General features: G+C 67.4%; 29 protein-coding genes. 2 read left to right on the top strand and 27 right to left on the bottom strand.

From position 1 onward, the window contains the following. Complete coding sequence (locus Ato02nite_RS52935; protein ID WP_369076917.1) at positions 1-153, top strand: helix-turn-helix transcriptional regulator; 153 nt, start codon at positions 1-3, stop codon at positions 151-153. Here Ato02nite_RS52935 and Ato02nite_RS03440 read toward each other — a convergent pair. The 9 genes from Ato02nite_RS03440 to Ato02nite_RS03400 all read right to left on the bottom strand — a co-directional run bounded on the left by Ato02nite_RS03440 (position 146) and on the right by Ato02nite_RS03400 (position 8,105). Beyond that, entirely contained in the window at positions 146-532 is a 387-nt protein-coding gene (locus Ato02nite_RS03440) for a phage tail fiber protein (RefSeq protein ID WP_213004876.1), read from the bottom strand. The genes Ato02nite_RS52935 and Ato02nite_RS03440 overlap by 8 nt on opposite strands. A gap of 1 nt (position 533) precedes the next feature. After that, a complete protein-coding gene (locus Ato02nite_RS03435; protein ID WP_213004875.1) occupies positions 534-803 on the bottom strand; it encodes a hypothetical protein in 270 nt (89 codons plus the stop codon). Positions 804-853: 50 nt separating this feature from the next. Beyond that, entirely contained in the window at positions 854-1,081 is a 228-nt protein-coding gene (locus tag Ato02nite_RS03430; protein WP_213004874.1) for a hypothetical protein, read from the bottom strand. Between the two features lie 54 nt (positions 1,082-1,135). Continuing rightward, entirely contained in the window at positions 1,136-1,639 is a 504-nt protein-coding gene (locus Ato02nite_RS03425; protein ID WP_213004873.1) for a hypothetical protein, read from the bottom strand. Continuing rightward, positions 1,639-2,574: a phage major capsid protein gene (locus tag Ato02nite_RS03420; protein ID WP_213004872.1), complete on the bottom strand. Its 936-nt coding sequence runs from the start codon at positions 2,572-2,574 to the stop codon at positions 1,639-1,641. Before Ato02nite_RS03420 ends, Ato02nite_RS03425 begins: the two co-directional genes overlap by 1 nt. 101 nt (positions 2,575-2,675) lie before the next feature. Next, positions 2,676-3,035 (bottom strand): capsid cement protein, encoded by a 360-nt coding sequence (locus Ato02nite_RS03415; RefSeq protein WP_213004871.1) that lies wholly within the window; start codon positions 3,033-3,035, stop codon positions 2,676-2,678. Positions 3,036-3,037: 2 nt separating this feature from the next. Further along, on the bottom strand, positions 3,038-5,608 hold the full coding sequence (locus tag Ato02nite_RS03410) for a phage protease (RefSeq protein ID WP_213004870.1): 2,571 nt from the start codon (positions 5,606-5,608) through the stop codon (positions 3,038-3,040). A 112-nt stretch (positions 5,609-5,720) separates the two neighbouring features. Beyond that, the gene (locus Ato02nite_RS03405) at positions 5,721-5,987 is read right to left on the bottom strand and encodes a hypothetical protein (protein WP_213004869.1); all 267 of its coding nucleotides are present in this window, start codon (positions 5,985-5,987) and stop codon (positions 5,721-5,723) included. Positions 5,988-6,020: 33 nt separating this feature from the next. After that, the gene (locus Ato02nite_RS03400; RefSeq protein WP_213004868.1) at positions 6,021-8,105 is read right to left on the bottom strand and encodes a phage portal protein family protein; all 2,085 of its coding nucleotides are present in this window, start codon (positions 8,103-8,105) and stop codon (positions 6,021-6,023) included. A 36-nt stretch (positions 8,106-8,141) separates the two neighbouring features. On the opposite strand from Ato02nite_RS03400, the gene Ato02nite_RS03395 reads away from it, so the two are divergent. Beyond that, positions 8,142-8,411 carry a hypothetical protein gene (locus Ato02nite_RS03395; protein ID WP_213004867.1) on the top strand — a complete coding sequence of 90 codons (270 nt, stop codon included), beginning with the start codon at positions 8,142-8,144 and terminating at the stop codon, positions 8,409-8,411. 4 nt (positions 8,412-8,415) lie between these two features. Here the strand turns inward: Ato02nite_RS03395 and Ato02nite_RS03390 are convergent, their stop codons facing one another. From Ato02nite_RS03390 to Ato02nite_RS03305, 18 genes are all read right to left on the bottom strand, one after another. After that, entirely contained in the window at positions 8,416-9,717 is a 1,302-nt protein-coding gene (locus Ato02nite_RS03390; RefSeq protein ID WP_213004866.1) for a PBSX family phage terminase large subunit, read from the bottom strand. Then, a complete protein-coding gene (locus Ato02nite_RS03385; protein ID WP_213004865.1) occupies positions 9,710-10,201 on the bottom strand; it encodes a hypothetical protein in 492 nt (163 codons plus the stop codon). The genes Ato02nite_RS03390 and Ato02nite_RS03385 overlap by 8 nt, the downstream gene beginning before the upstream one ends. A gap of 162 nt (positions 10,202-10,363) precedes the next feature. Continuing rightward, positions 10,364-10,789, bottom strand: coding sequence for a hypothetical protein (locus Ato02nite_RS03380; protein WP_213004864.1), 426 nt, complete (start codon positions 10,787-10,789; stop codon positions 10,364-10,366). 38 nt (positions 10,790-10,827) lie between these two features. Next, positions 10,828-11,022 carry a hypothetical protein gene (locus Ato02nite_RS03375; protein ID WP_213004863.1) on the bottom strand — a complete coding sequence of 65 codons (195 nt, stop codon included), beginning with the start codon at positions 11,020-11,022 and terminating at the stop codon, positions 10,828-10,830. After that, positions 11,015-11,251: a hypothetical protein gene (locus Ato02nite_RS03370; RefSeq protein WP_213004862.1), complete on the bottom strand. Its 237-nt coding sequence runs from the start codon at positions 11,249-11,251 to the stop codon at positions 11,015-11,017. The genes Ato02nite_RS03375 and Ato02nite_RS03370 overlap by 8 nt, the downstream gene beginning before the upstream one ends. A gap of 12 nt (positions 11,252-11,263) precedes the next feature. Continuing rightward, positions 11,264-11,521, bottom strand: a complete 258-nt coding sequence (locus Ato02nite_RS03365; protein ID WP_213004861.1) for a hypothetical protein — start codon at positions 11,519-11,521, stop codon at positions 11,264-11,266. Between the two features lie 150 nt (positions 11,522-11,671). Continuing rightward, positions 11,672-12,730 (bottom strand): hypothetical protein, encoded by a 1,059-nt coding sequence (locus Ato02nite_RS03360; RefSeq protein WP_213004860.1) that lies wholly within the window; start codon positions 12,728-12,730, stop codon positions 11,672-11,674. A 106-nt stretch (positions 12,731-12,836) separates the two neighbouring features. Next, entirely contained in the window at positions 12,837-13,838 is a 1,002-nt protein-coding gene (locus tag Ato02nite_RS03355; RefSeq protein ID WP_213004859.1) for a hypothetical protein, read from the bottom strand. Next, the gene (locus Ato02nite_RS03350) at positions 13,835-14,080 is read right to left on the bottom strand and encodes a DUF397 domain-containing protein (protein WP_213004858.1); all 246 of its coding nucleotides are present in this window, start codon (positions 14,078-14,080) and stop codon (positions 13,835-13,837) included. Before Ato02nite_RS03350 ends, Ato02nite_RS03355 begins: the two co-directional genes overlap by 4 nt. Next, the gene (locus tag Ato02nite_RS03345) at positions 14,026-14,256 is read right to left on the bottom strand and encodes a DUF397 domain-containing protein (protein ID WP_213004857.1); all 231 of its coding nucleotides are present in this window, start codon (positions 14,254-14,256) and stop codon (positions 14,026-14,028) included. Before Ato02nite_RS03345 ends, Ato02nite_RS03350 begins: the two co-directional genes overlap by 55 nt. A 41-nt stretch (positions 14,257-14,297) precedes the next feature. Next, positions 14,298-14,432, bottom strand: a complete 135-nt coding sequence (locus Ato02nite_RS52430; protein WP_281419685.1) for a hypothetical protein — start codon at positions 14,430-14,432, stop codon at positions 14,298-14,300. Between the two features lie 259 nt (positions 14,433-14,691). Continuing rightward, positions 14,692-15,144 (bottom strand): DUF6221 family protein, encoded by a 453-nt coding sequence (locus Ato02nite_RS03335; RefSeq protein ID WP_213004856.1) that lies wholly within the window; start codon positions 15,142-15,144, stop codon positions 14,692-14,694. 472 nt (positions 15,145-15,616) lie between these two features. Further along, positions 15,617-15,895 carry a hypothetical protein gene (locus tag Ato02nite_RS03330; RefSeq protein ID WP_213004855.1) on the bottom strand — a complete coding sequence of 93 codons (279 nt, stop codon included), beginning with the start codon at positions 15,893-15,895 and terminating at the stop codon, positions 15,617-15,619. Beyond that, entirely contained in the window at positions 15,895-16,236 is a 342-nt protein-coding gene (locus tag Ato02nite_RS03325; protein WP_213004854.1) for a hypothetical protein, read from the bottom strand. Before Ato02nite_RS03325 ends, Ato02nite_RS03330 begins: the two co-directional genes overlap by 1 nt. Positions 16,237-16,309: 73 nt before the next feature. Then, positions 16,310-17,230, bottom strand: a complete 921-nt coding sequence (locus tag Ato02nite_RS03320) for a hypothetical protein (protein WP_213004853.1) — start codon at positions 17,228-17,230, stop codon at positions 16,310-16,312. A 79-nt stretch (positions 17,231-17,309) separates the two neighbouring features. Beyond that, a complete protein-coding gene (locus Ato02nite_RS03315; RefSeq protein ID WP_213004852.1) occupies positions 17,310-17,747 on the bottom strand; it encodes a hypothetical protein in 438 nt (145 codons plus the stop codon). After that, positions 17,737-19,389 (bottom strand): AAA family ATPase, encoded by a 1,653-nt coding sequence (locus Ato02nite_RS03310; RefSeq protein WP_213004851.1) that lies wholly within the window; start codon positions 19,387-19,389, stop codon positions 17,737-17,739. Before Ato02nite_RS03310 ends, Ato02nite_RS03315 begins: the two co-directional genes overlap by 11 nt. Continuing rightward, entirely contained in the window at positions 19,374-20,309 is a 936-nt protein-coding gene (locus tag Ato02nite_RS03305; RefSeq protein WP_213004850.1) for an LvrA C-terminal domain-related protein, read from the bottom strand. Before Ato02nite_RS03305 ends, Ato02nite_RS03310 begins: the two co-directional genes overlap by 16 nt. Positions 20,310-20,329 lie beyond the last annotated feature (20 nt).

The following is a 20,329-nucleotide window of genomic DNA, read 5'->3' as shown; positions in this document are numbered from 1 at the left end:
ATCCTTGGCATCAGTCGCAAATCGGTGTACGACTACGCGCTGCGCCTCAAGGGGTTTCCTCAGCCAACCCGCATCGGACGCACCGTCCTGTGGCAGGAGTCCGAGTTGCTGAGCTGGAGGCGCGACCACCCCACTCGCAGGAGCGTCAAATGATGCTGCTCGTGATCGCTCCGATGGCGAAGGAGAGCGAGTCACCTGAGGCTGTGGTCTTGCTGGCGGTCAAGGCTCCCCACCAGGCCCGGCGCGGCGAACCGTTGGAGTCGTAGACATCCACTCCAACGGTGGTCGTGGCGGGCATGTTGGTGTAGTTGCAGGCGACCGACGAAGCGTTCGCCCCCGAGCTCGCCGAGCCCATCGTGATGGTCTGTCGGGCGTACGAGCCACCCGTGACCTCGGTGCCGGCCGCCGTGTTCGAGCCGATCACGGAAACCAGAGCAAGCTTCATTGCCCCCGTCGGGGCTGTGTAACTGGCGACACCCCAGGAGGCGTCGAGGAGCCTGTTCGCCTCGGCGGCGACGATGTTGTTCGCCATCTCAGGCCACCTCCTCCAGGACGACAGGAGCCGTCCAGCCGGGCTGGTCAGCGCCAGGCCCAGTCGTCAGCAGGTGCTCGCGCAGGCGATCGCCCTTCGGGTTGCCCTTGACCCCGCCGACCCCGGCGAGCTGCGCCTTGCAGACGTCGCAGTTGCGGGCGGTCGCGCAGCAGTCCATGTGCACGGCGATGGTCGTGTCGGCGACGTCGATGACGTGCCGGGGGTGGTCGTCGGTGCCTGTGCAGATCGGGCACGTACGGATGGGGTTCATGGCCCTCCTCGGGCAGCAGAAGATGGCCGCCCGAAGCGGCTGGAACGTTGCTAGATGTTTCGGTTCGGGCCGTCGTCGGCGACGCTTCGACCTCCGCCGCCACCGCCCGAGAAGTAGCCGCCGTGATGGTCGTCGCCGTCGTACTGGTCGGAGAACGGCCGCTTATGCAGCCAGATGCTGTCGAGCCGGAACCCCGCCAGGGCTGCCCGCCCTCGTCTGAGCTGGCGCTGCTTGGTGGTTTGGCCGAAGTGGAACAGACGATCCAAGAGGTCGAACATCGCCACCCCCGAGGTGGGTGGGCGCCGGCCGTCCGCACCGGCGCCCACGACTCGTCAGGACCGCTTGTCGGCGACCTTCTTGGCCAGCTCGATCAGCTCGCCCTTGTCCTGCACCTTGGCCACCTCGTCGTAGTCGTAGCCGTTGCCGGCCAGGAACTCGACGAACACGTCCTTGCCCGCTCGGCCGTCAGGGACGGAGCCGTCAGCGGGCAGCTTCGCCTTCGCGGCAGTCCGCTTCTCGGCGAGGTCAGCGTCAGCGGACGCCTTGTCGGCGGCGTCCTGCTCCGCCTTGAGCTGCTTCTCGGTCTTGGCGACCGGGGTGGAGGTGACGCCGACGGGAACTTCGACCTCGCGAGCTCCCGCCGGGATTCCGGCGGCGTCGACTCCGCCGGTTTCGCCGCCGATCTTCGCGACGAATCCGATGTCCAGCAGGCGCGGCAGCTCCGGCGCGTCGGCCGGGACGAGCGCACCCTTGTAGAGAAGGTTGAGGACGCGGCCCATCGGCGAGTTGACGGTGACGTGGGCGCACTCGGCGACAACCTGGTAGATGTCGCTCATCAGCCGAGGCTCCCCGTGCCGGTGATCTTGATGGCGGAGGCAGGCTCCAGAACCACTGGCACCGTGATGCGCCGCGCCCAGATGTCCCACGAGTCCCGCTTGTTGACCCGCTCCACCTGGAACTGAAGGTTGTTGTCCATCGTCGAGTAGCCAGGGTCCTGCTCGACCTCGTCGGCCATACCGCCGAGTTCCTCGCGGTCGAACACCCACACGTCGTCCGACGGGAGGTTCGACGCGGCAGTCGCGATGATCTGGTACTTGCCCAGCTTTTCGATGTCCCCGCCGTAGATCGGGTTGTCCGAAGCCTCCCGACGGCGCAGGGCCGCGATCGCCGGATCCGTGATCATCAGCGCGTATTTGGTGGTCGACAGCAGGATCGTGTTCGGGTCGAAACCCTGACCCAGGTCGACGACCTTCGCAGCCGCCAGCTCCGCGTCCCTGAACAGGGCGGCACTGGCGTTGTTCCACGCGGCGGTCGCGGCGATGGTGTTCGTCACTGCTGAGCCGATCGCCGCCGTGGACAGCTTGTCGATCTTCTGGATGACCGTGTTGGCTGTCTTGCGCAGGGTGCGGTTCAGCTCGTTGCCCATGTACACACTGCGCTTGAGCTTCTCGTCGGTCAGCTGGACCGCCTGACCCCACTTGCTGACCTTCGCCAGGGCGGCGGTGCCGTCCGCCGGGGTGTCACGCGGGTACTCGGCGCCCGGGGCGACCGACTCGATCGCCCGCGAGTTCACGATCGGCTCGCCCGTCTCGTAGGCGACCGCGCCGCCGGACGAGCGCAGCCGCTGAGTGAGGATCCGGTCCGCGACGAACCGGAGTTCGGCGATGGTGCGGAGCCGCCGCTGCAGGTAGGTGGGGTTCTGCAGGAGGCGGTGGATGGTGAGTAGATCACCGGACAGGGTCGGTCCGGCGGGAGGGTATGCGCCCGGCATTCGGGGTCACCTTTCAGCTTCGCCCGGTTGCCGGGCACACGAAAAAGGCCCGGCACGCAGCGCGTGGGGCCTGGGAAGAGCGGTTGGTGCGAGGGGTGGGGCTAGATCTCCATCCACTCGACCAGCGCGGTGTCCGCAGCGGTCGTGAGGGCGATCCCGATGTTGTTCACGCTGGCCGCACCGGATGCGACGGTGCCGGCCGCGCCGGTGTCGACGCGGGCGCCGGCGGTGATGGCACCCGACGCGGTCGAGACGTGGATCTTTCCTCGGGGGAAGAAGGAGCCCCGGTCGTTCGCGGCGACATCGTTCGCGGCGACACCGACACACGCTGGGCTGGTAGCGGTAGCCGGGCCGAGAGTGCCGTTGCCAGACACGATCACGGACTGGCCGCCGGTGGTCGTGGCCGAGAACGTGGCGGTGACCTCGTCGGCGTACAGGAACTTCGGTTCGTAAGCGCCCATGGTCAGACCGCCTTCGCGCTGGGGCCGTCGAGGCGGGCCACGATGGCGTCCCAGTCGTCGTCGGTGCCGTCGACCGGCTCGGGCGTGCCGGCGGTGCCGGACGCCATGACCGGGACAGCGGTACCGGGGGCGATGGAGGCGAGGACGCGGGTGATCGCGCCGGGCGCCTCGTCGTAGTCGGTTTCCCACTGCTCACGCTCGGCGGGGGTGAACTTGCCCAGACGGGCAGCCTCACCGATGACGGACGCCTTCACGGTCGCCGCCTTCTCGGCCTCGGTGGCGGCGAGCTTCGCCGACATCGTCTGCACCTGGGAGGCGAGGACGGTGACCTCCTTGCGGAGCTCGTCCTTCTCCGCCTCGGCCAGCTCGGCCTTCTCGACGGCCGCAGCGGAAGCGGCGACCATCTCCGGGGTCGGCTCGGGCGTGATGGGGGTGTCGGCCTTCGCCTTCAGCTCGTCGAGAGCGGACAGGATCGCCTGCTCGTCGGCGGTGTCGTCGAGGCCGAGCCGCGAGCGAATGCCGCTCAGTTCGGTGGACACAAGGTCCTCCTTCGGATCGGGGTTGATTTCGTGCTCCGGCTCGGCGGCCGGGAGATTGGGGATGCCGGCGTACTTCAAATCGACCTGTCGCCGAATGGCATCGGCGAGGGCGCCTCCGACGTCGGAGGCTTTCCAGCCGAGGTGCAAGGTCTGCCCATCTGCCGGGGCCGAGGCGCTGACCGTGTCGTCGGCGACAGTGAGCCGGTCCAGGGTTCGGGCCATCTCGCGAAGCTGTTTCGGCTCCCAGGTCGTGTGGTGGTCGTTGCCGACAGCGGTTCCGAAGTCCCAGCCCTCCGCGCCCGCCGGCCGGACTACGGCCTGGACTTCCCAGTGCTGCTTGTCGCCGTCGAACCGGCCGTACAGCTGGGCTTGGATCTGCCCTCCATCAGCAGCGTCGACCGAGACGATGTCGCCTTCGAACTCCTCGCCCGGGGCGTCGTCCTCTTCGGCCCGGTACGCGGCGGCCCGCATCTGCCGGAACTTCGCCAAGTTCGCCGGGGACCGTTGTTCGTCTGCGGGTAGACCCGCATACCAGTCGTTGGCCTTGTCGTGCAGGGCGGCAACGTTCGCCTCATGCTCGGCGAGCTGGGTGCGGCGTTCCTCGGAACGTTTTTTGATCTGGTCGTCGAAGCCGGAGACCGCATCCCACAGGTGGCCGATCCCGTCCTCGTCGAGGCGGACCGTCGAGTCGCCGGACCCGTCCCAGTCGCGGGCATCGTCGGAACCGACGACACCGAACCGCATGCCCGGTCCATCGCCGCTGCTGGTGACAGCCATGAGGGTGTCGGCGGTGGAGAACTCGCCGCCCTTGACCTTCCCCGACGACACGAGCGTTTCGCCGTCGCCGAGAGCGATACGCCCGGCCATGTTCAGGCTGTCGCGGCTTTTCTGGGCGGAGGGGACAGGCTTGTCGCCCTTGCCGGCGCCTGCCGTGTGGGCGAACTGGCCGTCACCGTCCCGCTTGTGTTTCGACTCGTCGAAAGGGTGAGCGGCTGACACCTCTACCTGCGCCCGGGAGGCGCGGATGGTGGCGATGCGGGTATGGACGTCAGCTGCGGATGCAGCGACCGGCCCGTACTGGGCTTCCCATGCCGCCTGCTCGTCGGGCGGGATCAGCGGGATGTCGACGACCTCGCCGGCGAATGCCAGCCGGATCCGGTCGAACGTGATCGGCCCCATCCGGGTTGTCAGTTCGGCGAGGCGGGCAAGGTCGTTCGTGTATTCGGCGGTCACATGCGCGAACCAGGGGCGGTGTTGCGCCGGGATCGGTGACGGCCCGGGGAACAGGACGTCGAACAGGGCTTCGTCGGTCAGGTCGTGAACAGCGTCGACCAGGTCACCGGAGATCAGGTAGACGTGGCAGGGGTCCCGATCCGGCTGCGCGTCGCCTGGGTTGAAGACCGCCGCCGCGAAAACGTCCGCGGCCAGATGGGGCAGGCCGTTCGCGGCGCGGGACACGGAGTCGATGACGTCCTGCCTGCCTTGCGCGCCAAGGTCTGCGGCCTCACCGAGGTAGGCCAGGGTGAGGTGGATTTCCTCGACGGGCAGCCCGTCGTCGACTGACAACCGCACGGCGTCTTCGGCGGTGGGAACGAGCGCGATCATCGCGCCGGTGTGTACCTCGGCGGCGGCCACCACCGCATAGACACTGTCCCCGGAGTGGTCCTCGGAGGCGGCGATGTCAACGCCGTACAGTTCGGCCACATCGTTGAGGGACCGCAGCGTGGGTATTGCTGGCTGGGTGGTGCCCAGCAGCGACACGGCGTCGAGTGCGAAGTGATGGGTGTGGGACAGGGCGCACCGGTAGTTGTACTTGCCCTCGATTGACCGTTTCGGCCATGCGGATGCCATGACCTGGTCGATCCAGGCGGGCATGCCGACGTAGTCGCCGAGAAGTAGGTGTCCGTCTTCTTCGGCGCGAAGGTTGTCGACCCAGCCGATGCCCGGTTCACCGTCGTGGCTGAGGTCTGGGGCGAACCGCTTGTCCAGGTGGCCGATCTTCAGGATCGGCTTGCCGACCGCCGGGCACTTCATCGCCTCAACGGCGGCGAGGATGTCTTTGGCGGTCGGGTTCCAACTGCCTGTGGAGGCGGCCCAATTCCCTGTGCGTATCAGCTCAACGCCTTCACGGCGAGCGAGTGCGACTTCAGGCATCTGGCATCACACCCTCTCGGGCCAATGCCACGTGCCGCCTTGGTCCGGACCCCCGGTGCCACACCTCGCGGTTGAAGAACATGCCAGTCGGGTTCAGCACACAGAGACCGACGACGTAGCTCTTGTTGTTTGCTGTGCTGCCGACCAGTTCGGGGATCTCGGTAACGATCGCCGCGCGGCATTCGCTCGCGTATTCGCCGCCGGGGGTGCCGTACGAGACGTAGTGAACGACGCGACCGACGCTGGGCTTCTGCTCCACTCCGGCCTCCTTTTCGAGGTCGAGGTGATCGAGCTAGAAGATGGGGTGAATCCCGCCCCGGCAGCGGCTGCGCCCGAGGCAGCCGCGATAACCGGCGGTCGGGTAGTCCTTGAGTGCTTCGGTGAGCGTGTCGTAACGACGGTTGTTGACCTCGGCGCAGGGCTTGCACCTGTTCGGCCCGTCAGACACCTCTACCGCGCGGTAAGCCGTCGCTGGATGCTTCTCAAGCACCGCGAGTCGGCCAGCATGCTGTGCGGCCGAGAGCAGCCCGCCGATGTTCTCCCCGACGAGCCCGTTCTCCGAGGTGCCCAGGTCGGTCAGGTGTGCCGCGACCGCGCCTTTCACCTCGGCCGCGGAAACGCCCGCGAGTTGCAGGCTGATCCGTGCCGCCCCCGACGCGTAGCCGGACGCGATGATCCGTGCGACCGCGTCCGCGTGCTGCTCGACCCGATCGCGGCCCGGCAGATCCGGCGCCGCGATGTCGACGCCCTGGCCCGCGGCTTCCTCCACGACACCCGCCGCAGCCTCGGCCGCCAGATCGGTGCCCGACTTGCGCAGCGGCACCGCCACCGCGGCGACCACGCCGGCGGACACCTGCAGCTCACCGAGCAGGGCCAGGTCGCCTGCCTCGACGGCAGCTTCGGCCTGGTCTGCAAGCTCGTCCACCATCGGCCCGGCCAGCTTCGGCCAGCGCTTCAGCAGGCGAGCCTTCGCGTCATCCCACTGCCGCTGGATACGGGCCGCGTCCGCTTCGTCGTCACCGAACAGGGTCGGCTGGGCGGTGCTGCGCTTGCGACGTCCCCGCGGGCGCGCGGCGGCAGCAACCTGGGTCGGCTCGCCGTCGGCCGCCTCGCCCGGTTCGGGCAGGTCCACGCCTGGGGCTGTCACCTTCGGCGGGGCCATGCCCTCGCGTTCGGGCAGCCGGTACTCCCGGCGAACCCACGCCTCGAGACCCGGGTCGGCAGCGAGCGCACCCGATGACAGCAGCAGCTGCAGAGACTCGGCCGTGACCTCACGCCGGGAACCGACACCGGACACTACGACGCGGGGGACAGGCTCGTCCTCGCCGAAGTTCCAATTGACGATCCGGGCGACGATCTGCCGGGTGGCGACATCGGCGATGAACTCACCCTCGGATTCGAGGGCCAGGTGCAGGGCGTCGACGAACACGTTCCCGAGTGCCCGGGACCCGTTGGGGGTTTCGCCGAGGTCGAACGCACCCATGAGGGCGCTGGCGGTGCACTGCTGGTCGAGCCAGCGCAGGAACGCCTGCGAGTCGGGCAGCGACCCGCTGATGCCGAGGATCTTCATGGCGAACCCAGGCGGGGAGGCGGCGCCGGCCTGGATCCCGCCTCGTGCTGCGGCAGCCATCTGCATGGCCTCGGTCATCTGCGCCGGGGTTGGGCTCGTTCCCGGCAGGGCTTCCATGACGGGGACACCCATGGCCCAGCGGACGTTCGCCGCACCGTAGTGCCGGCGAACCTCCTCCTTGATCAGCCACGAGGCGTAGGAGGCGCGCAGCAGAGACGTGCCGGCCCAGTTGGAACCCTCACGCTCGCGGGCGTACCAGACCAGGTTCTTCGCCGGCATCTGCGGGGCGTCGAGCTTCGCCGCCTGATCCTGGGTGGCGCCGGTCAGCAGCCCGGTCTTGCCGTCGGTGTGAATGTGGGAGATCGTCCACTGCGGGCGCTCCCACAGGCCGGTGAGCTGCGCCTTGTCAGTGATCTCCGCTTCCATCTCGAACGCGGAAAACCCGAAAGGCACACAGCGCAGGGCCGCGTTCAGGTGGTCGCCCCACGACACGCCACGCAGCCTCGCTGCACCCGGCTCGTCCTTGCCCTTGATCGCCAGGCCGGTGCCGTCGGCGACCAGCTGCACAACCTCGGGCCGGCAGCCCGCCGGGTCCAGCTGCCACTGCGAGCGCCGCAGGTTCAGCGTCCAGCCCTGCACGATCGACGAGAGTTTCGGGTCGCGGCGCATCCGCGCGTACACCGGCACCGACATCGGGAACGTCAGGTCCGGGACGTGCTCGAGCATGTCGGTGTACAGCGACGCGAACGAGTTGTTGCCCAACGCGTACGGGTCGACGTAGCCCTTCGTCGAGGTGGGGGCGGACACGACTGAACACCCCCGCAACATCGGAGTTTCGCGTTCATGACGCAGACTCCGAAACCAGCGGCCAAGCTGGTGCTCGTGACGACTCACAGAATCTTCGACTGGGATGTTGACCCTGGTGAGCACTACCTGGTGTCAGCGGACGGCCGTGAAGGCTCGGCATACTTCGTGGTCTGCAAAAACGGGGATAACTGGTACGTGGACGGCGAGAATAAAAAGCACCCCACGCCCAAAAAGTCGCAGGCTGCTCGAATCTTCGGGAGCCTGAACCCGGGCACCTCCCGCCAGCACCGGCCGCCGCCGTACTGAGGGACTACATCGCTGCCGTCATCAGGTCCGGTTCGCCAGCATGTGGCGTGTGCGGCATCTGGAAGCCGTTGGGCCGGCGCCACGCACCCTCGGTGGTCTTCACCCCGTACCGCAGGGCGTCAAGCCCGTGGTCATCCACCTTGATCGGAGCGTCCAGGCCGCGCATCGCTTTCTTGTCGTCCCACGAATAGCCCGGGAACTCGTCGATCAGCGCCTTGCACGACCGGTGGACCTTCAGCTTCCCGGCGCCGAGAACACTCGATACCAGCCGGATCCCGTCGGCCACCGCGTTGTCGGCCGGGGTGGGAGTCATACGGTCGCGCCAAAGCTGCTCGATGAACGATGCCGCCGACGGGTCGACCACGATCGCCTCGGGAGTCACGCCGGCCGCGTGGCTCGCCGTTGCCCGGTACTCAGCCAGCCAGTTCTTCAGGTTCGCCGAGTACTCGGCGTCGGTGAGCGAGCGCCGGGTGTCGCGGGCGGCATGGCGCCACTCGGACGCCACGTAGATCGTCTGGCTGGCGTCGATGCCGAGCAGCAGCGCGTGGAACGGATTGGACGTGCCGTAGTCGACGGTCGCGCAGATCCACCGCCAGATCGGCGGCAGCAGGTCGATGACGTGGCGGTCCGGGTCCCACATGTCGTACACGGCGCCCTCAGCGACCACCCACAGGCCATCGATGAACCGCTTGTACCAGAGCCCGGTGTACTCCTGCTTCAGCGAAGCTACGTACGCCGGGTCGAGGGCGGTGTTGTCGTCGAGGGTGAAGTGCCACCACTTCAAGTTCAACTCGCCGGCCCGGTTGAGGAACTTCTTCCGCAGCCAGTGCGACGGGTTGTCCGGGTTGGTGGTGGCGAAAAGCTGCGCGCCTTTGACGCTCAACCGGGCGAGCAGCTGCGTCCAGTACGCCTCGGGAACCAGGGTGGCCTCGTCGACATAGGCGCCGGCACAGGTCATGCCACGGAGCCGGTTCTCGGCGCGGGAGTCGTTCGCCGTGATGATCTCGACGGTGCGGCCGAGAATCGTGGCCGTCGGCGCGCCGCGCGTGTAGTGGATTAGCTTCGCGGCCGGGCCGGTGATCTCCGGGTCCATGAGCGGGCCGAACACGTTGCGAGCAACGGTGTCGAAGGTCTTGCCGCCGACAATCAGCTGTCCGCCGCGGGGCGCGTTGGCCACGTAGATCAGCCAGCGCAGCAGCGACGCGATCGTCTTGCCCGAACGGACCGCACCAGTCCACACGTTGACGCGGGCGGTGGAGTGCGCGATCGACAGTTCCTGCTTCGGCGACAACCGAAGGTCAGGCATCGCCGGTTCCGTGCTTCGCCTGCAGCCCGTCGAGCAGGGTGCCGAGCAGCGAACCCATCACGCCCGGGTCGGTGGCATCGTGCCGCTCGAGGACCACGTGCTTGTCGAGGGCAATGCCCAGGGCGACGTACGCCTCTTTGGCATCGCGCAAGGGCGGCTTGTCGAGGCTGACGAGCTCGGGCCCGAACTGGCCGCGCTCGTAGTACTCGTATTTGCCCCAGGCTCGGGCGCGGAACTTGTCCGCGTCGTCGAGCAGTGCCGACGCGAGAGCGGCACGGCGGGAGCGGTTGTCCGCTACTGCCGCGCGTGTCGCGTTTTCCACGGATGACCGGTCAAACGCATCGGTCATCCCGGCGGCTCTGGCGATGTTGGTGACGGAGCCGACGGAGACGTCGTGGTCACGGGCTATCTGGTTGCGGCTCTTCTCGCCGCTTTTGACGTCGGCGAGGACCGCGGCGCGCTTTTCGTCTGGGATGCGGGGCACACGCTCTCACCCCGATCTCACGCTGCGTAATACGTCGGGGGTAGCCACCCGAGAACTCGTCTCATTCCCTGGGAACAAGCCGGTCGGTGGTGACTGTCGGTTGACGGCGCGATCCGCAGGCTTCGAACCCGCGGATCGCACGTCCCCCGAGCCACCCGGAAGTCAGATGTTGCGGTCACCCTCGGCCGGCGTCTCGGTACCCGGCTCGACCGGCGCCTCGGGCTGAGCCGGCTCCTCGGCCGGGGGCTCCTCGACGGGCTCGAAGCCGTTGTCCGCGGTGTCGGCCGCGGACTTCATGTCGGCGAGCGCCTGGGAGATCTCGGCGGCCTTGGCCTCGACCTCGGGGGACGCGTCGCCGTTGGCAACGGCCTGCTCGAGGTCGCGGACGGACTGGTCGAGCCGGCCGATGGCGTTGTGCAGGTTGACGAAGCTGGCCTGCTGGGCGGCGGAGGCTTCCTGCTGCTGGGCGGCGAGGCCGTTGAGCAGGGTGACGAAGGTGGTCATGTGGTCCTCCAGGTGGGGGAGAAGGTGGGTGCCGAGGTAGCGGCGGATGCGGTGTTTGAGGCTGAGTCGCGGATCGCAAATCATGTCGGCCTCCGTGGTTGTGTCGAGGCGGCCGAGGAGGATCACTCGCTGGTCAGTCGTCGTCCGGGTGGGCGAAGCCAGTCCATTCCGGCACTGTCGAACAGGCCGACGGTTGTCTGCCCGTCGGCGTTGACGACCTTGGCGATGACCAAAGCAGATTCGACGAGGTCACCCTCGTTGAGGTCGATGGCGACACCGAGGCCGTCGAGGATGGGGCCGATTGGCTGGTCAGCCACCGTCGCTCCTCCGCTGCTCGAGGAGGTTACGGATCTGTTCGAGTTCGCGGCGTAGTTCGCTGTCGTCGGCCGCCTCTGCTGCGCCGTACGACGTCCAGGCTTGGGTGGCGAGGCTCAGCAGGATCACGAACAGGATCGAGTCTTTCCACCACAGGACGCCCGGGACGGCGAGCAGCACACAGGCGCCAGTGGCGGCCCGGTGGATCCAGACACGGCGTCGGGCGGCCATGGCAACCGCCGTTCAGCAGGCGTGCGACATCCCGGACGAGTTGACGTCGAGGGCCGGCCAGTTGGGGTTGCGGGTGACCTTGACGCCGCGCCGCGAGTTGGGGGAGTTGCGAGTTGCAGCTTCGACTTCGAGCAGGTCACCCCACCGATAGGTGCCGTCCTCATCGGGGGTGATCTTCCCGGAGGCGCGCCAGTAGTCGAACGTTTGCGGGGTGATCCCGAACCGTTTGATGGCGAACCAGGGCGGGACGCGGACGTCGGGGTTCTGCACGGCTACCTCCCCGGAAACGCGGAAGAGCCCCGGGACCGAATGGTCTCGAGGCTCTGAAGGCTGCGGCGGGCATGGCTCGCGCTGGCCCCAAATTACAGGCGATCAATTGGGTCTGCAACATCCGGTGGCATCGTGTCGCCGCAGGTGAGGCTATCGACGTACGGCGGCGGCCTGTTCTTCAACGATGGCCGTGTATTCGTCGTCGGTGTACAGGGTGCCGCAGTTGCCGCATTCGGCCCGGTAGGTGTCGGTGGGCTTGTGGAACAGTGCCCGCTGGTCGCAGCGGGCGCAGGTGACTCCGTCGCACGGCTGCGGTGGCGGTTCGCTCTGCCCGGTCGCCGAACGCAGCGCCCCGCGCAGCTGCTTCAACGCCAGCGCGAAGTCGGCAACCTGCGGGTAGCCGTCGCAGATGTCGTCCAGGCGCACCCGCAACCACATGACCATCTGGTCGACGGTGGCGGCGGGAAGATGCTGGTCGGCGAACATGCGGTGCCGGATGTCGCGGACCCACTCGTCGAGTGCTGTCGCGACGGACAGTCCCCCCGCCTCTTCGGCTGCGGGGATCATGACGAGCTTGCCGTCGCGGTCGCGGACGTATTCGCGGTCGCGGACCTGCTGCGTGATCTCCTTACCGTCGAAGGAGGCTGTGACCGGCCGGAACTCCGAGCTGAGCCGCACCTGCGGGACGAGATGCTGCTGGTGGTCGTTGCCTGAGGCGTCGCGGGTGGGGTTCTGCACGCGGGCCGGAGCGATCAGATCCAGCCGGTTGATGTTGATCGGGACTGCCCGTTCGCGGCTGCCGGACACGTCGGGTTGCTTCGACCGGGAGTTGATGGGGGCGACCCCGCCGAGCACCGACACCGGGTCGGACGGGAACAGGCCCTTACTGAACACGTGCCGGATGCCGCCTTCGAAGTACACGGTGGCGAACCGTTCGTGCCGGCGGTCGTCGACGATTGCCGGTTCGTCGTTGGTGAGGTCGGCGACCAGGCCGGCGATCTCGCCGAGCCACCGGTTGATGAGGGTGCGGTCGCCGTCGCAGACGGGCGGGTTGTGCGGGTCGCGTGCCTTGGAGTCCGGCCGGATCACTGGGCAGGTGACGCAGCTGCCGGTCCTGGTTTGGCCGCAGCCGGTGCTGCCGCAGCCGCCCGGGACGTCGCAGGCTGCGTAGGAAATCGTGTGGCAGAGGCAGTCGCAGTATGAGCCCATGTAGCACCTCGTTTGCGCAGGGTGGGGTACCTTTGCGGGTGCTTGATCGCTGGGTAGGCGAGGGGTGGTGTGCGGCGCCGGATCGGGGAGGTTCGGCGCCGTCTGCTTATCTGCCTCTGGGCCTGATCTGCCTGGGCGGTCGCTGGGTTTGCTGCGGGCCGTGGCTGGTGTTCTGCCGGCGGGCGTTCATCCGGGCGAGGGGATGTTCAGGCTCATCCTCGGTTTCCGCGTCGCTCCATCGGTCGGGAAGGACCCGGGCGATCATGGCGTCAATCTGGCCACTGGTCAGCTCGAAGGTCCGAGCCATCCCGGCAAGCGCTGTGCGCAGTGGACCGAAGACGACGGGCGGTGCGAGCAGGCCGGTGACGTTGTCCAGGCGGACGGTGACCGGTCCGCTCCTCACATCACCACCGAGGGGCCAGTTGATCCCGTCGTCGACAACGGTTCCGAGGGGAACCCACTGGCTGGGCCGGTCGAGCGGCGCATCGACGGGGGCGATGAACACGGTGCCTCGTGCGCGCGGATCTGCTGCGCGCGACTGTGCCACCACGATCGACCGCTGGTGTTCCTCGGCGCGCTCGACGGCTTGGGCCAGCCACTGCGGGAAGCGCGGGTGGGAGGCGACCCGGATCTCGCTCTCGGACATCCGCCAATCGCCGTCACATCCGCACGAGCAGGCGTTCGCGGCGATGTCCGCCCACGCGTCGTCTTCCGCTGGTTCGAGGTGCCGCCTGTTGCCGAGTTCCCGTTCGAGTCTCGCCCAGGCCGCCTCCTGGCCTTCGTTGTCACCGGCCTGGATGTCGCAGCCGACGAACCGATGTCCATCGTCGAGGCGCAAGTGGATCCGGTCGGTGCCGGGCCGGTCGAAGACTTGCGCGTGGTGCTGGCCTCGCCGGTACGAGTCGAGCAGGGGCAGGTTTTCGGCTTCGGTGACCAAGTCGGGCCGCCAGCGCATGGGGGTCCGGTCGACGTCGCTGATGGTGTCGTCGCCGCGCCAGTTGGGCTCGCAGTCGTATGAACAGTACGGCGAGTCGGGGCGGGGTTCGGCGCCGCACGGACATGAGCCGGCGATTGCCCTGTCGAGGTCGGTGAGGATGTCTGCGGTCACACAGCCTCCTCGTAGTCGCCGGCCTGGACCGCCTCGAGGAATCCGGCCCAGTCGGCTGCGCTCAGCTCCAGCGGCGCCTGTCCAGGATGTTTGGAGTCGCGCATCAGCACTGTGTCGCCAATCGGCGCGGCTTCGACGCAGGTGTTGGAGGCGCAGCGGCTCGACTTACGCCAGGCAGGGTTAGGGGTCACAGGAGGTCCTCGAGCTCGCCGGCCTGGATGGCCTCGACAAAGTCGGCCCATGCGGTGTCCGAGAAGGCGAGGGGCGCCCGGTGGGGGTCTTTCGAGTCACGCATGAGGACCTGCCCGTCGGTGGGGGCAACTTCGGCACAGGCGTTGGAGGCGCATTTGGAGTAGCGGCGCCAGGCGGGCTGAGGGGTCACAGGGCGTTTGTACCAGCCCGGGGCCGACTGGTGCATGGGCTGACACCCGGAAGGGCGCTACGGGGCTCTCGGGCGGCTCAGCGGTCCCAGCCGTCGCACTGGTCGCCCTCGCCGAGTTCGTCGAGCAGATCCGGGCCGTCCTGACCGACGTCCGTGGTGCCGCCGATCAAGCCGAGCCGGGTCGCGCAGTCACGCCCGAAGCCCTGAACCATCCGGTCAGCGCGGGCTGGCTTGGAGCAGCGCGCACAGCGCCTCAGCTCGGGGATGGTCGGCTGCGGGAACACCCGACCAGTGTGCGTCGAGGGCGCCCGGCCGGTGGGTGGGCATGACCTTCAGTGGCCCATTGCTTCCGCGGTCCCGGGCGTCCCGACAAGGTCAAGCGTGACGTTCCCGCAGGTCAGCATCAAGATCTGGCGTTAAAGAACAGGCTTGTAGTTCGCTCCCGGGTGCCCGGTTCGTGTCCGACGAGGCTCAGCTGACCGGCTTCGGCCGCCACTCCGGCGGGTAGTCGGCGCGGTCCTCGTACGGCAGCGCCTCGAACCGGAGAAGCTGCGTCCGCCACCCATCCAGCCCGCACGAGCAGTAGCCGACTTCCAGGTCGCCAAGTTCTCCGGGCTGGGCGAGCAGGCGACACGAGTCGTAGGTCGGGAAGCCCTCCGGCATGTCGTGCTGCTGGGCCATCAGCCAGGCGATGCGCTGGCGCTTGGCGTCGATCTCAGCCAGTACGCGGTTCGGGTTGGCGAAGATCGCGACGATGCGGTGTACGGCGACTGCTTTCGAGGTGCCGCCGATCTGGTCGGCGATGATCCGTTCTCGCTCCCATGGCGCATCCGTCGGCAGGTCGTAGCGCATGGCCTTGGCCTTGAGCGCTACCCGCTCGTCGTCGTTGATCTGGGCAGTCAGCCAGGTCGCGATGTCATCCACGGCGCTCACCCGAACAGCCAGTCGATGCCGGCCCAGAAGCCGCGCACGAGGTCGTCCCAGGTCTTGGCGAGGATGCTCACGCGCTCATCCTCGCAGCCCACGCCTCGACGCATCTGTGCGCCACGTCAGCCCGGTGTGCTCATCCTCGTGCTCGTCGTGCGGGCCCGAGAGCGTGCAGCGGATCCAGTAGCTGTCCGCCTGCTCCGAGGTGAAGTGATCCCACGAGCGGGTTTCCTCGGTGCACTGGCGCGGCAGCTCGGCAACGACGAGGAAGCCAGCGCGGGTGAGCTGTCGACCAGGTGGCCGGGATGCGACCTGCCGAGTTCGGCCCAGCCGCACACGCATCCCCCAATCTCCCAGCGCTGGTGGATGGTCAGCAGAGCTTCCGCGCGCTCGACCAGATCGCGGCCGGCGTCCATGGCGATGCGGGTCAGCAGGGCTACTTCCTGCTGGGCATGGTCGGTCAGGCTGGTCACGGCGCCTCGTCCTTGCGCTTGCGGCAACATCCGTCGCAGCCATGCACACCCATGCCCTCGACGGTGCGCACAGCCAGGTCGTCGGGGTCAGGGTGGCCGATGCCGTGCGGGCACTGCCGCTCCATGAAGCCGCCCCAGTCCGACCGCCAGACCTGCGGCCAGGCGACCATGTGATGGGCGGTCGAGTTATGGATGCAGCAGACCTGACCGGCGCATCGGACCGGGTCGTGGGTTTGCAGGATGCCCCCGCCGAGCAGGGCGATCACGTCAGCCATCAGACCAGCCCCAGGTCGCGGGCGTGCTGGCAGTACTCCCAGCCGTCACGGCCGTCCTCGCACTCGCAGTACGGCTGGACCAGGTGCTCGACGTACTGGCGGGACCAGCCCCAGCGTTCGACCCGCGCCAGCAGCGACTCCAGGGTGAGTTCCTCGGTGTGCAGGCCCAGGCGCTCTTGACGGCGCATGTTCTCTGCTTCCCGCGCCCACTGGGCTCGCTCCTCAGGCGTGGCGTTCATCCAGCGGTTTACGTAGTCGGCCACCTCTGCGCCGAGCGCGATGCCTTCATGGCTGACGTGGGTGACCTGGCCGTATTTGGCGACCTCGAACTCGGTCGTCATGTGGATCTCCAATCGGTGGAGGAAGATGGGGTGGGGAGCGGAGCGTTACCGGCGTTCCGCTCCCCGCTGAGGATCAGGCCGCGCGCGAGTCCGCATTCGCGTCGACTGGCGCTTTCGGGCCACGGCATCCGCGCGTCCCGCAGTTGGTCAACGGACGTGGGTTCTCCACCGCCTGGCCATTCGTCCACGACGCGTAAGACCGGGTCGTGCAGTGCGCATGGTCCGGGTGGGTGGCTTCAACCCCGACGCACCGCTCACCCGTCGTGCATTCGCTGGCCGACAGATGCCGGTACAACACCCCGGAGCAGCGGAGACGCACCCGCCGGCCAGGCTCAGCCAGAACCCACTGCCGCTCGTAGTCCTCAGCCTGCCCGCGACAGGTGCCCCGCTTCGCCTTCCGCGAATGCGAGGTGTGGAACACGGCCGGGCCGGCGCCGGGCATCAGGAGGTTCTCTCCAGCAAAGACGATCGAATGGTGTCTGCCCGTGACGGGGTCTCCGCATGCCCAACAACAACCCGGCATGATTCCCGCCAGCCGGTTGAACTCCTTCATCGCCGCGACAGCCTCATCGTTGCGTTCGTCGCACGGGCACGGCCAGATCAGCCCGCAGTCGTTGCAGACCGGGTATTGCTCGCGCAGCGGCCACCACTGGTCGTTGCTGGCCCACGGGTAGATCGCGCGGTGAGGTTCCCGATCCTTGGGGTCGGTGGCGGACTGGAGACGCACTGCTCGTTCACGACCCGGCCAGGTCGCCGGGTCGGGCATCCCTTCGCGTTCCCACACCTTCGTGGTCTGGTCGTCCCAGTTCGCCTGGTCTCGCTCGAAGACTGCCGTGACCCGCCAGGCTTTGCGGTCGCGCCACGCAACCAGTTCGCCGACGTGCGGAATCTTCCGGTACTTGACGCGCTCCACCGGCAGGCCGTTGCGCACTTCGGTGACGATCTCGCGGATCGCCTCGTGGTCGTAGGCGATCGGGCTCCAATCGCGGCCCATGTAGATCTCCCTTCAGTGGGGTCGTGCAGGATGGGGGAGCGGGACCGGCTTGCTGAGATCAGGCCGGTCCCGCGTCAGGTCAGCGAACGCCAGTGGACTCCCACGCCGGCCCGTTCGCGTCGGCAATGTCCGCGGCGAAGTCGATCCAGTCGGTAACCCCGAACCACGACTTCTTGTGCAGGTGCCGGGTCCACTTGAACAGGGAGAACACCGACCTCATCTGCGTGACCTCAATGGCGTAGCAGTCGCCGCAGTGATGGTCCTCAAGTCGCCGGCATCCGTCGCACACTGCGGCCCACCGGACAGTGCGGGGGATCGACATCAGGCTCGCCAGGTCCCCGATCTTGATGAACCCGTGCTCCTGCTGTTCCTTCGAACGCCGCTCGTACTCCTCGCGGGCGGAGACAGCTTGGTTGATCTCGCTGAAGCTGAGGTGCACGACGCCGGTCAGGATCGGGTTCTTGCAGGTTCCGCATGCCCAGTTGATTTGGGCGGGCAGCAGGCGGTCACTGGTCATGGTGGAAGTCCTTTCGGGGGCCGGGCTGCGAAGGGATGCGCTTGGGAACGGGGGCGCCGAGGGCGATCTTCCAAGGCCAGTGGCCTACGTCGCCCCAGGTGAGGTAGCTCGGCCACTCGCGCTGGTCGCGCTGGCCTCGCCAGTGCCGAACTTCGACCGTGCTGTTCGGCCCGCCCGTTTCGGTGGTCCCGCAGGGGACGATGCCGACGCCGAACTCGGGCCAGCGCATCAATAGCGATGATCCGGTCGGCCGGACCGATCGCTTGAGCCCCTGCTCTCCGTGGCCGGCGTGCGCCTCGATCAGGAGAGCGCAGTTAACGGCGGCTCGGACTCGGTCGAGTACCGCGACAGTCGCCCTCGCCGGGCCTTCCTCGTTGATGTTGGCGTTGTGCAGGCGGTAGAAGGGTCCGATAACTAGCAGTTCTGGCTGGTGAGCGGTGACTCGCTCCAAAAGCCACTCGGCGTCCTCACGAGTGGTCAGGTCAATACCGTCGACCCGGTGGATGATCCGCCACATGCCAGGTTCGACCTTGTGGTTGTACTTGGCGGCGGCGTCACGCAGGTCCCGGTACTTGCGGCGGTTCTGCGATGCGGAGTTTTCGCAGTCGATCACGAGGACCCGGCGGGGCGGGATGTCGATAGCGTGCTTGAAGGGGTGAACGCCGGCTGCGACGCAGATGGAGATCTGCCGCGACAGGACGGACTTCCCGAGACCTTCGAAGCCGGTCAGGATGATCCGGTCACCGCGCTCCAGAAGTCCTTCGACCAGCCAGTCGTAAGGCTCGTCCTCCACGGCGAGGAACTGGTCGAGGTCTGGCGCCAAGTCGACCTTCGCTGGCTGGTCGTTGCGCCATGTCACCTCGGCGTCGTCGAGCGAGTAGCCCGCGGCCAGATGATCGGAGATGTCCTTGCCGACCAAGGGTTCGAGGATGATGACGGTCGCCCCGACGTCCAGCAACGAGTCGCGGACCTGGCGGGCATGAGCCTGGCCGGGATCGTCCTTGTCGGCACAGATCAGAACGACTGCCTCGCGGAGGAACTCGGAGTACTCGGGCCTCCACTTCCCTGCACCGCCGGAGTTGCAGGTGGCCACGATTCCGAGCTTGCGCAGGTTCTCGACGTCCTTCTCGCCCTCGGCGATGTGGATGACCCTGCCGTCGGCGACTCCTTGAATCACCTCGGGTAGCCGGTACAGGACTCGGCGTGCGTCGCCCAGTTTCCAGGTCCAGCCGTTTTTGCCGTCCGGGTCGGGTCGCCGCTGTCGGAACTTCTTGTCCGCGGTGCGCAGAACCTGGAACAACAGCGCACCCTGTTCGTCGGTGTAGTCGTAGTGGGCGACGAACCCACCCGCCGTGTAGGGCAGGCCACTGCGGCGGGGCTGCTGAAATCGGTCGTCGATCTGTTCGCGCGGTTTCGACAGGTCCGCCCATGACAAACCGAGAGCAGCGAGAATGTCATCAGCGTGGCAGCCGGCGTGGCAATGGAAAACCACCGGGTGGTCTTTCCCGATACCGAGGGACAGGCTGGCGGAGCCGTCGTCGTGGACGGGGCAGCGGGCCATGTAGCCGCCGCCGGATGGCTTGACTGCTTCAAGCTTCGGCAGCACGAGTTCGGTTAGGGCGGACATCAGTTGTTCCACCACTCGTCGGAGCTATGAGACAACTGCGGCTTGTCAGGTTCGCCGTACTGCTCCCAGCATTTGTTGTGCAGCCAGGTAGCGGCGTTCTTGTTGAACTTGGGATTCTCGTCGGCTCGTTCGAGCGCGTATAGCTCCGCACCGGCAAGGATCGTCTCCGGGGGAACCTTGGCCCGGAGGGCAGCGAGCCACTTGGTCCGCGCTGCGTTCTTGTCCTTGATGCTCGGGTAGACCGTCCAGAACTTAATCCACTCCGGGTCCACGTTGATCTCGTCGGCAGACCAGGTCAGATTGGGATGTGTGGAAGGAAGCTTGCCCTCCTTCGACCGTGCCTTCTTGGCTGCCTTCGACTCGCCGGCGTCGGGCTGCTCGTCGGTTGATCCGTCATCGGGCTCGTCGTCGGACTCGTCGGCTTCGGTCTGCGTGTGTGTCGCGGCGGAGTCCGCGTCTGCAGACACATGCTCCATGCTCCATGCTCCATAAAGAAGCGCAATCTTCTCTGCGCGCCGCGCGGACAAATCTGCGCGGGACTCGGATCGGTTGGCGTCGACCAGGGCACGCGGGCTGAGCAGGTCAGAGTCTTGATCGTTCGGGTCCGGTAGGCGAGATGCGACCTTTTCGGGTTCCAGGCGCTGATGCTGGGCTAGATTCGGCAGGAACAGGTAGATCCCCACGGCCGTCCGGAACGGAACGACCTTGCCGGCCAACGCCAGTTCGGCGATCAGCAGGGTCACGCCGTCGAAGTCAAGGTCGTCGTCGTAGGGGAAGACGCGGCCCTTGATGAACCTGGAGTCGCCGCGAAGTCGTCCGTGCTCGTCGGCGAGGTTCCACAGGCCGATGTACAGCAGGCGGGCGTCGCGAGAGACGTGCTCGGCGAGTTCCTGGTCATCCCAGAACTCGGGCTTCACGGAGCGGATGCGTGCCATCAGACAACCACCGCCACGGT

It is taken from the genome of Paractinoplanes toevensis (genome assembly GCF_018332695.1).
Classification (GTDB): domain Bacteria; phylum Actinomycetota; class Actinomycetes; order Mycobacteriales; family Micromonosporaceae; genus Actinoplanes; species Actinoplanes toevensis.
This window is presented reverse-complemented; position numbering and strand designations above follow the sequence as displayed.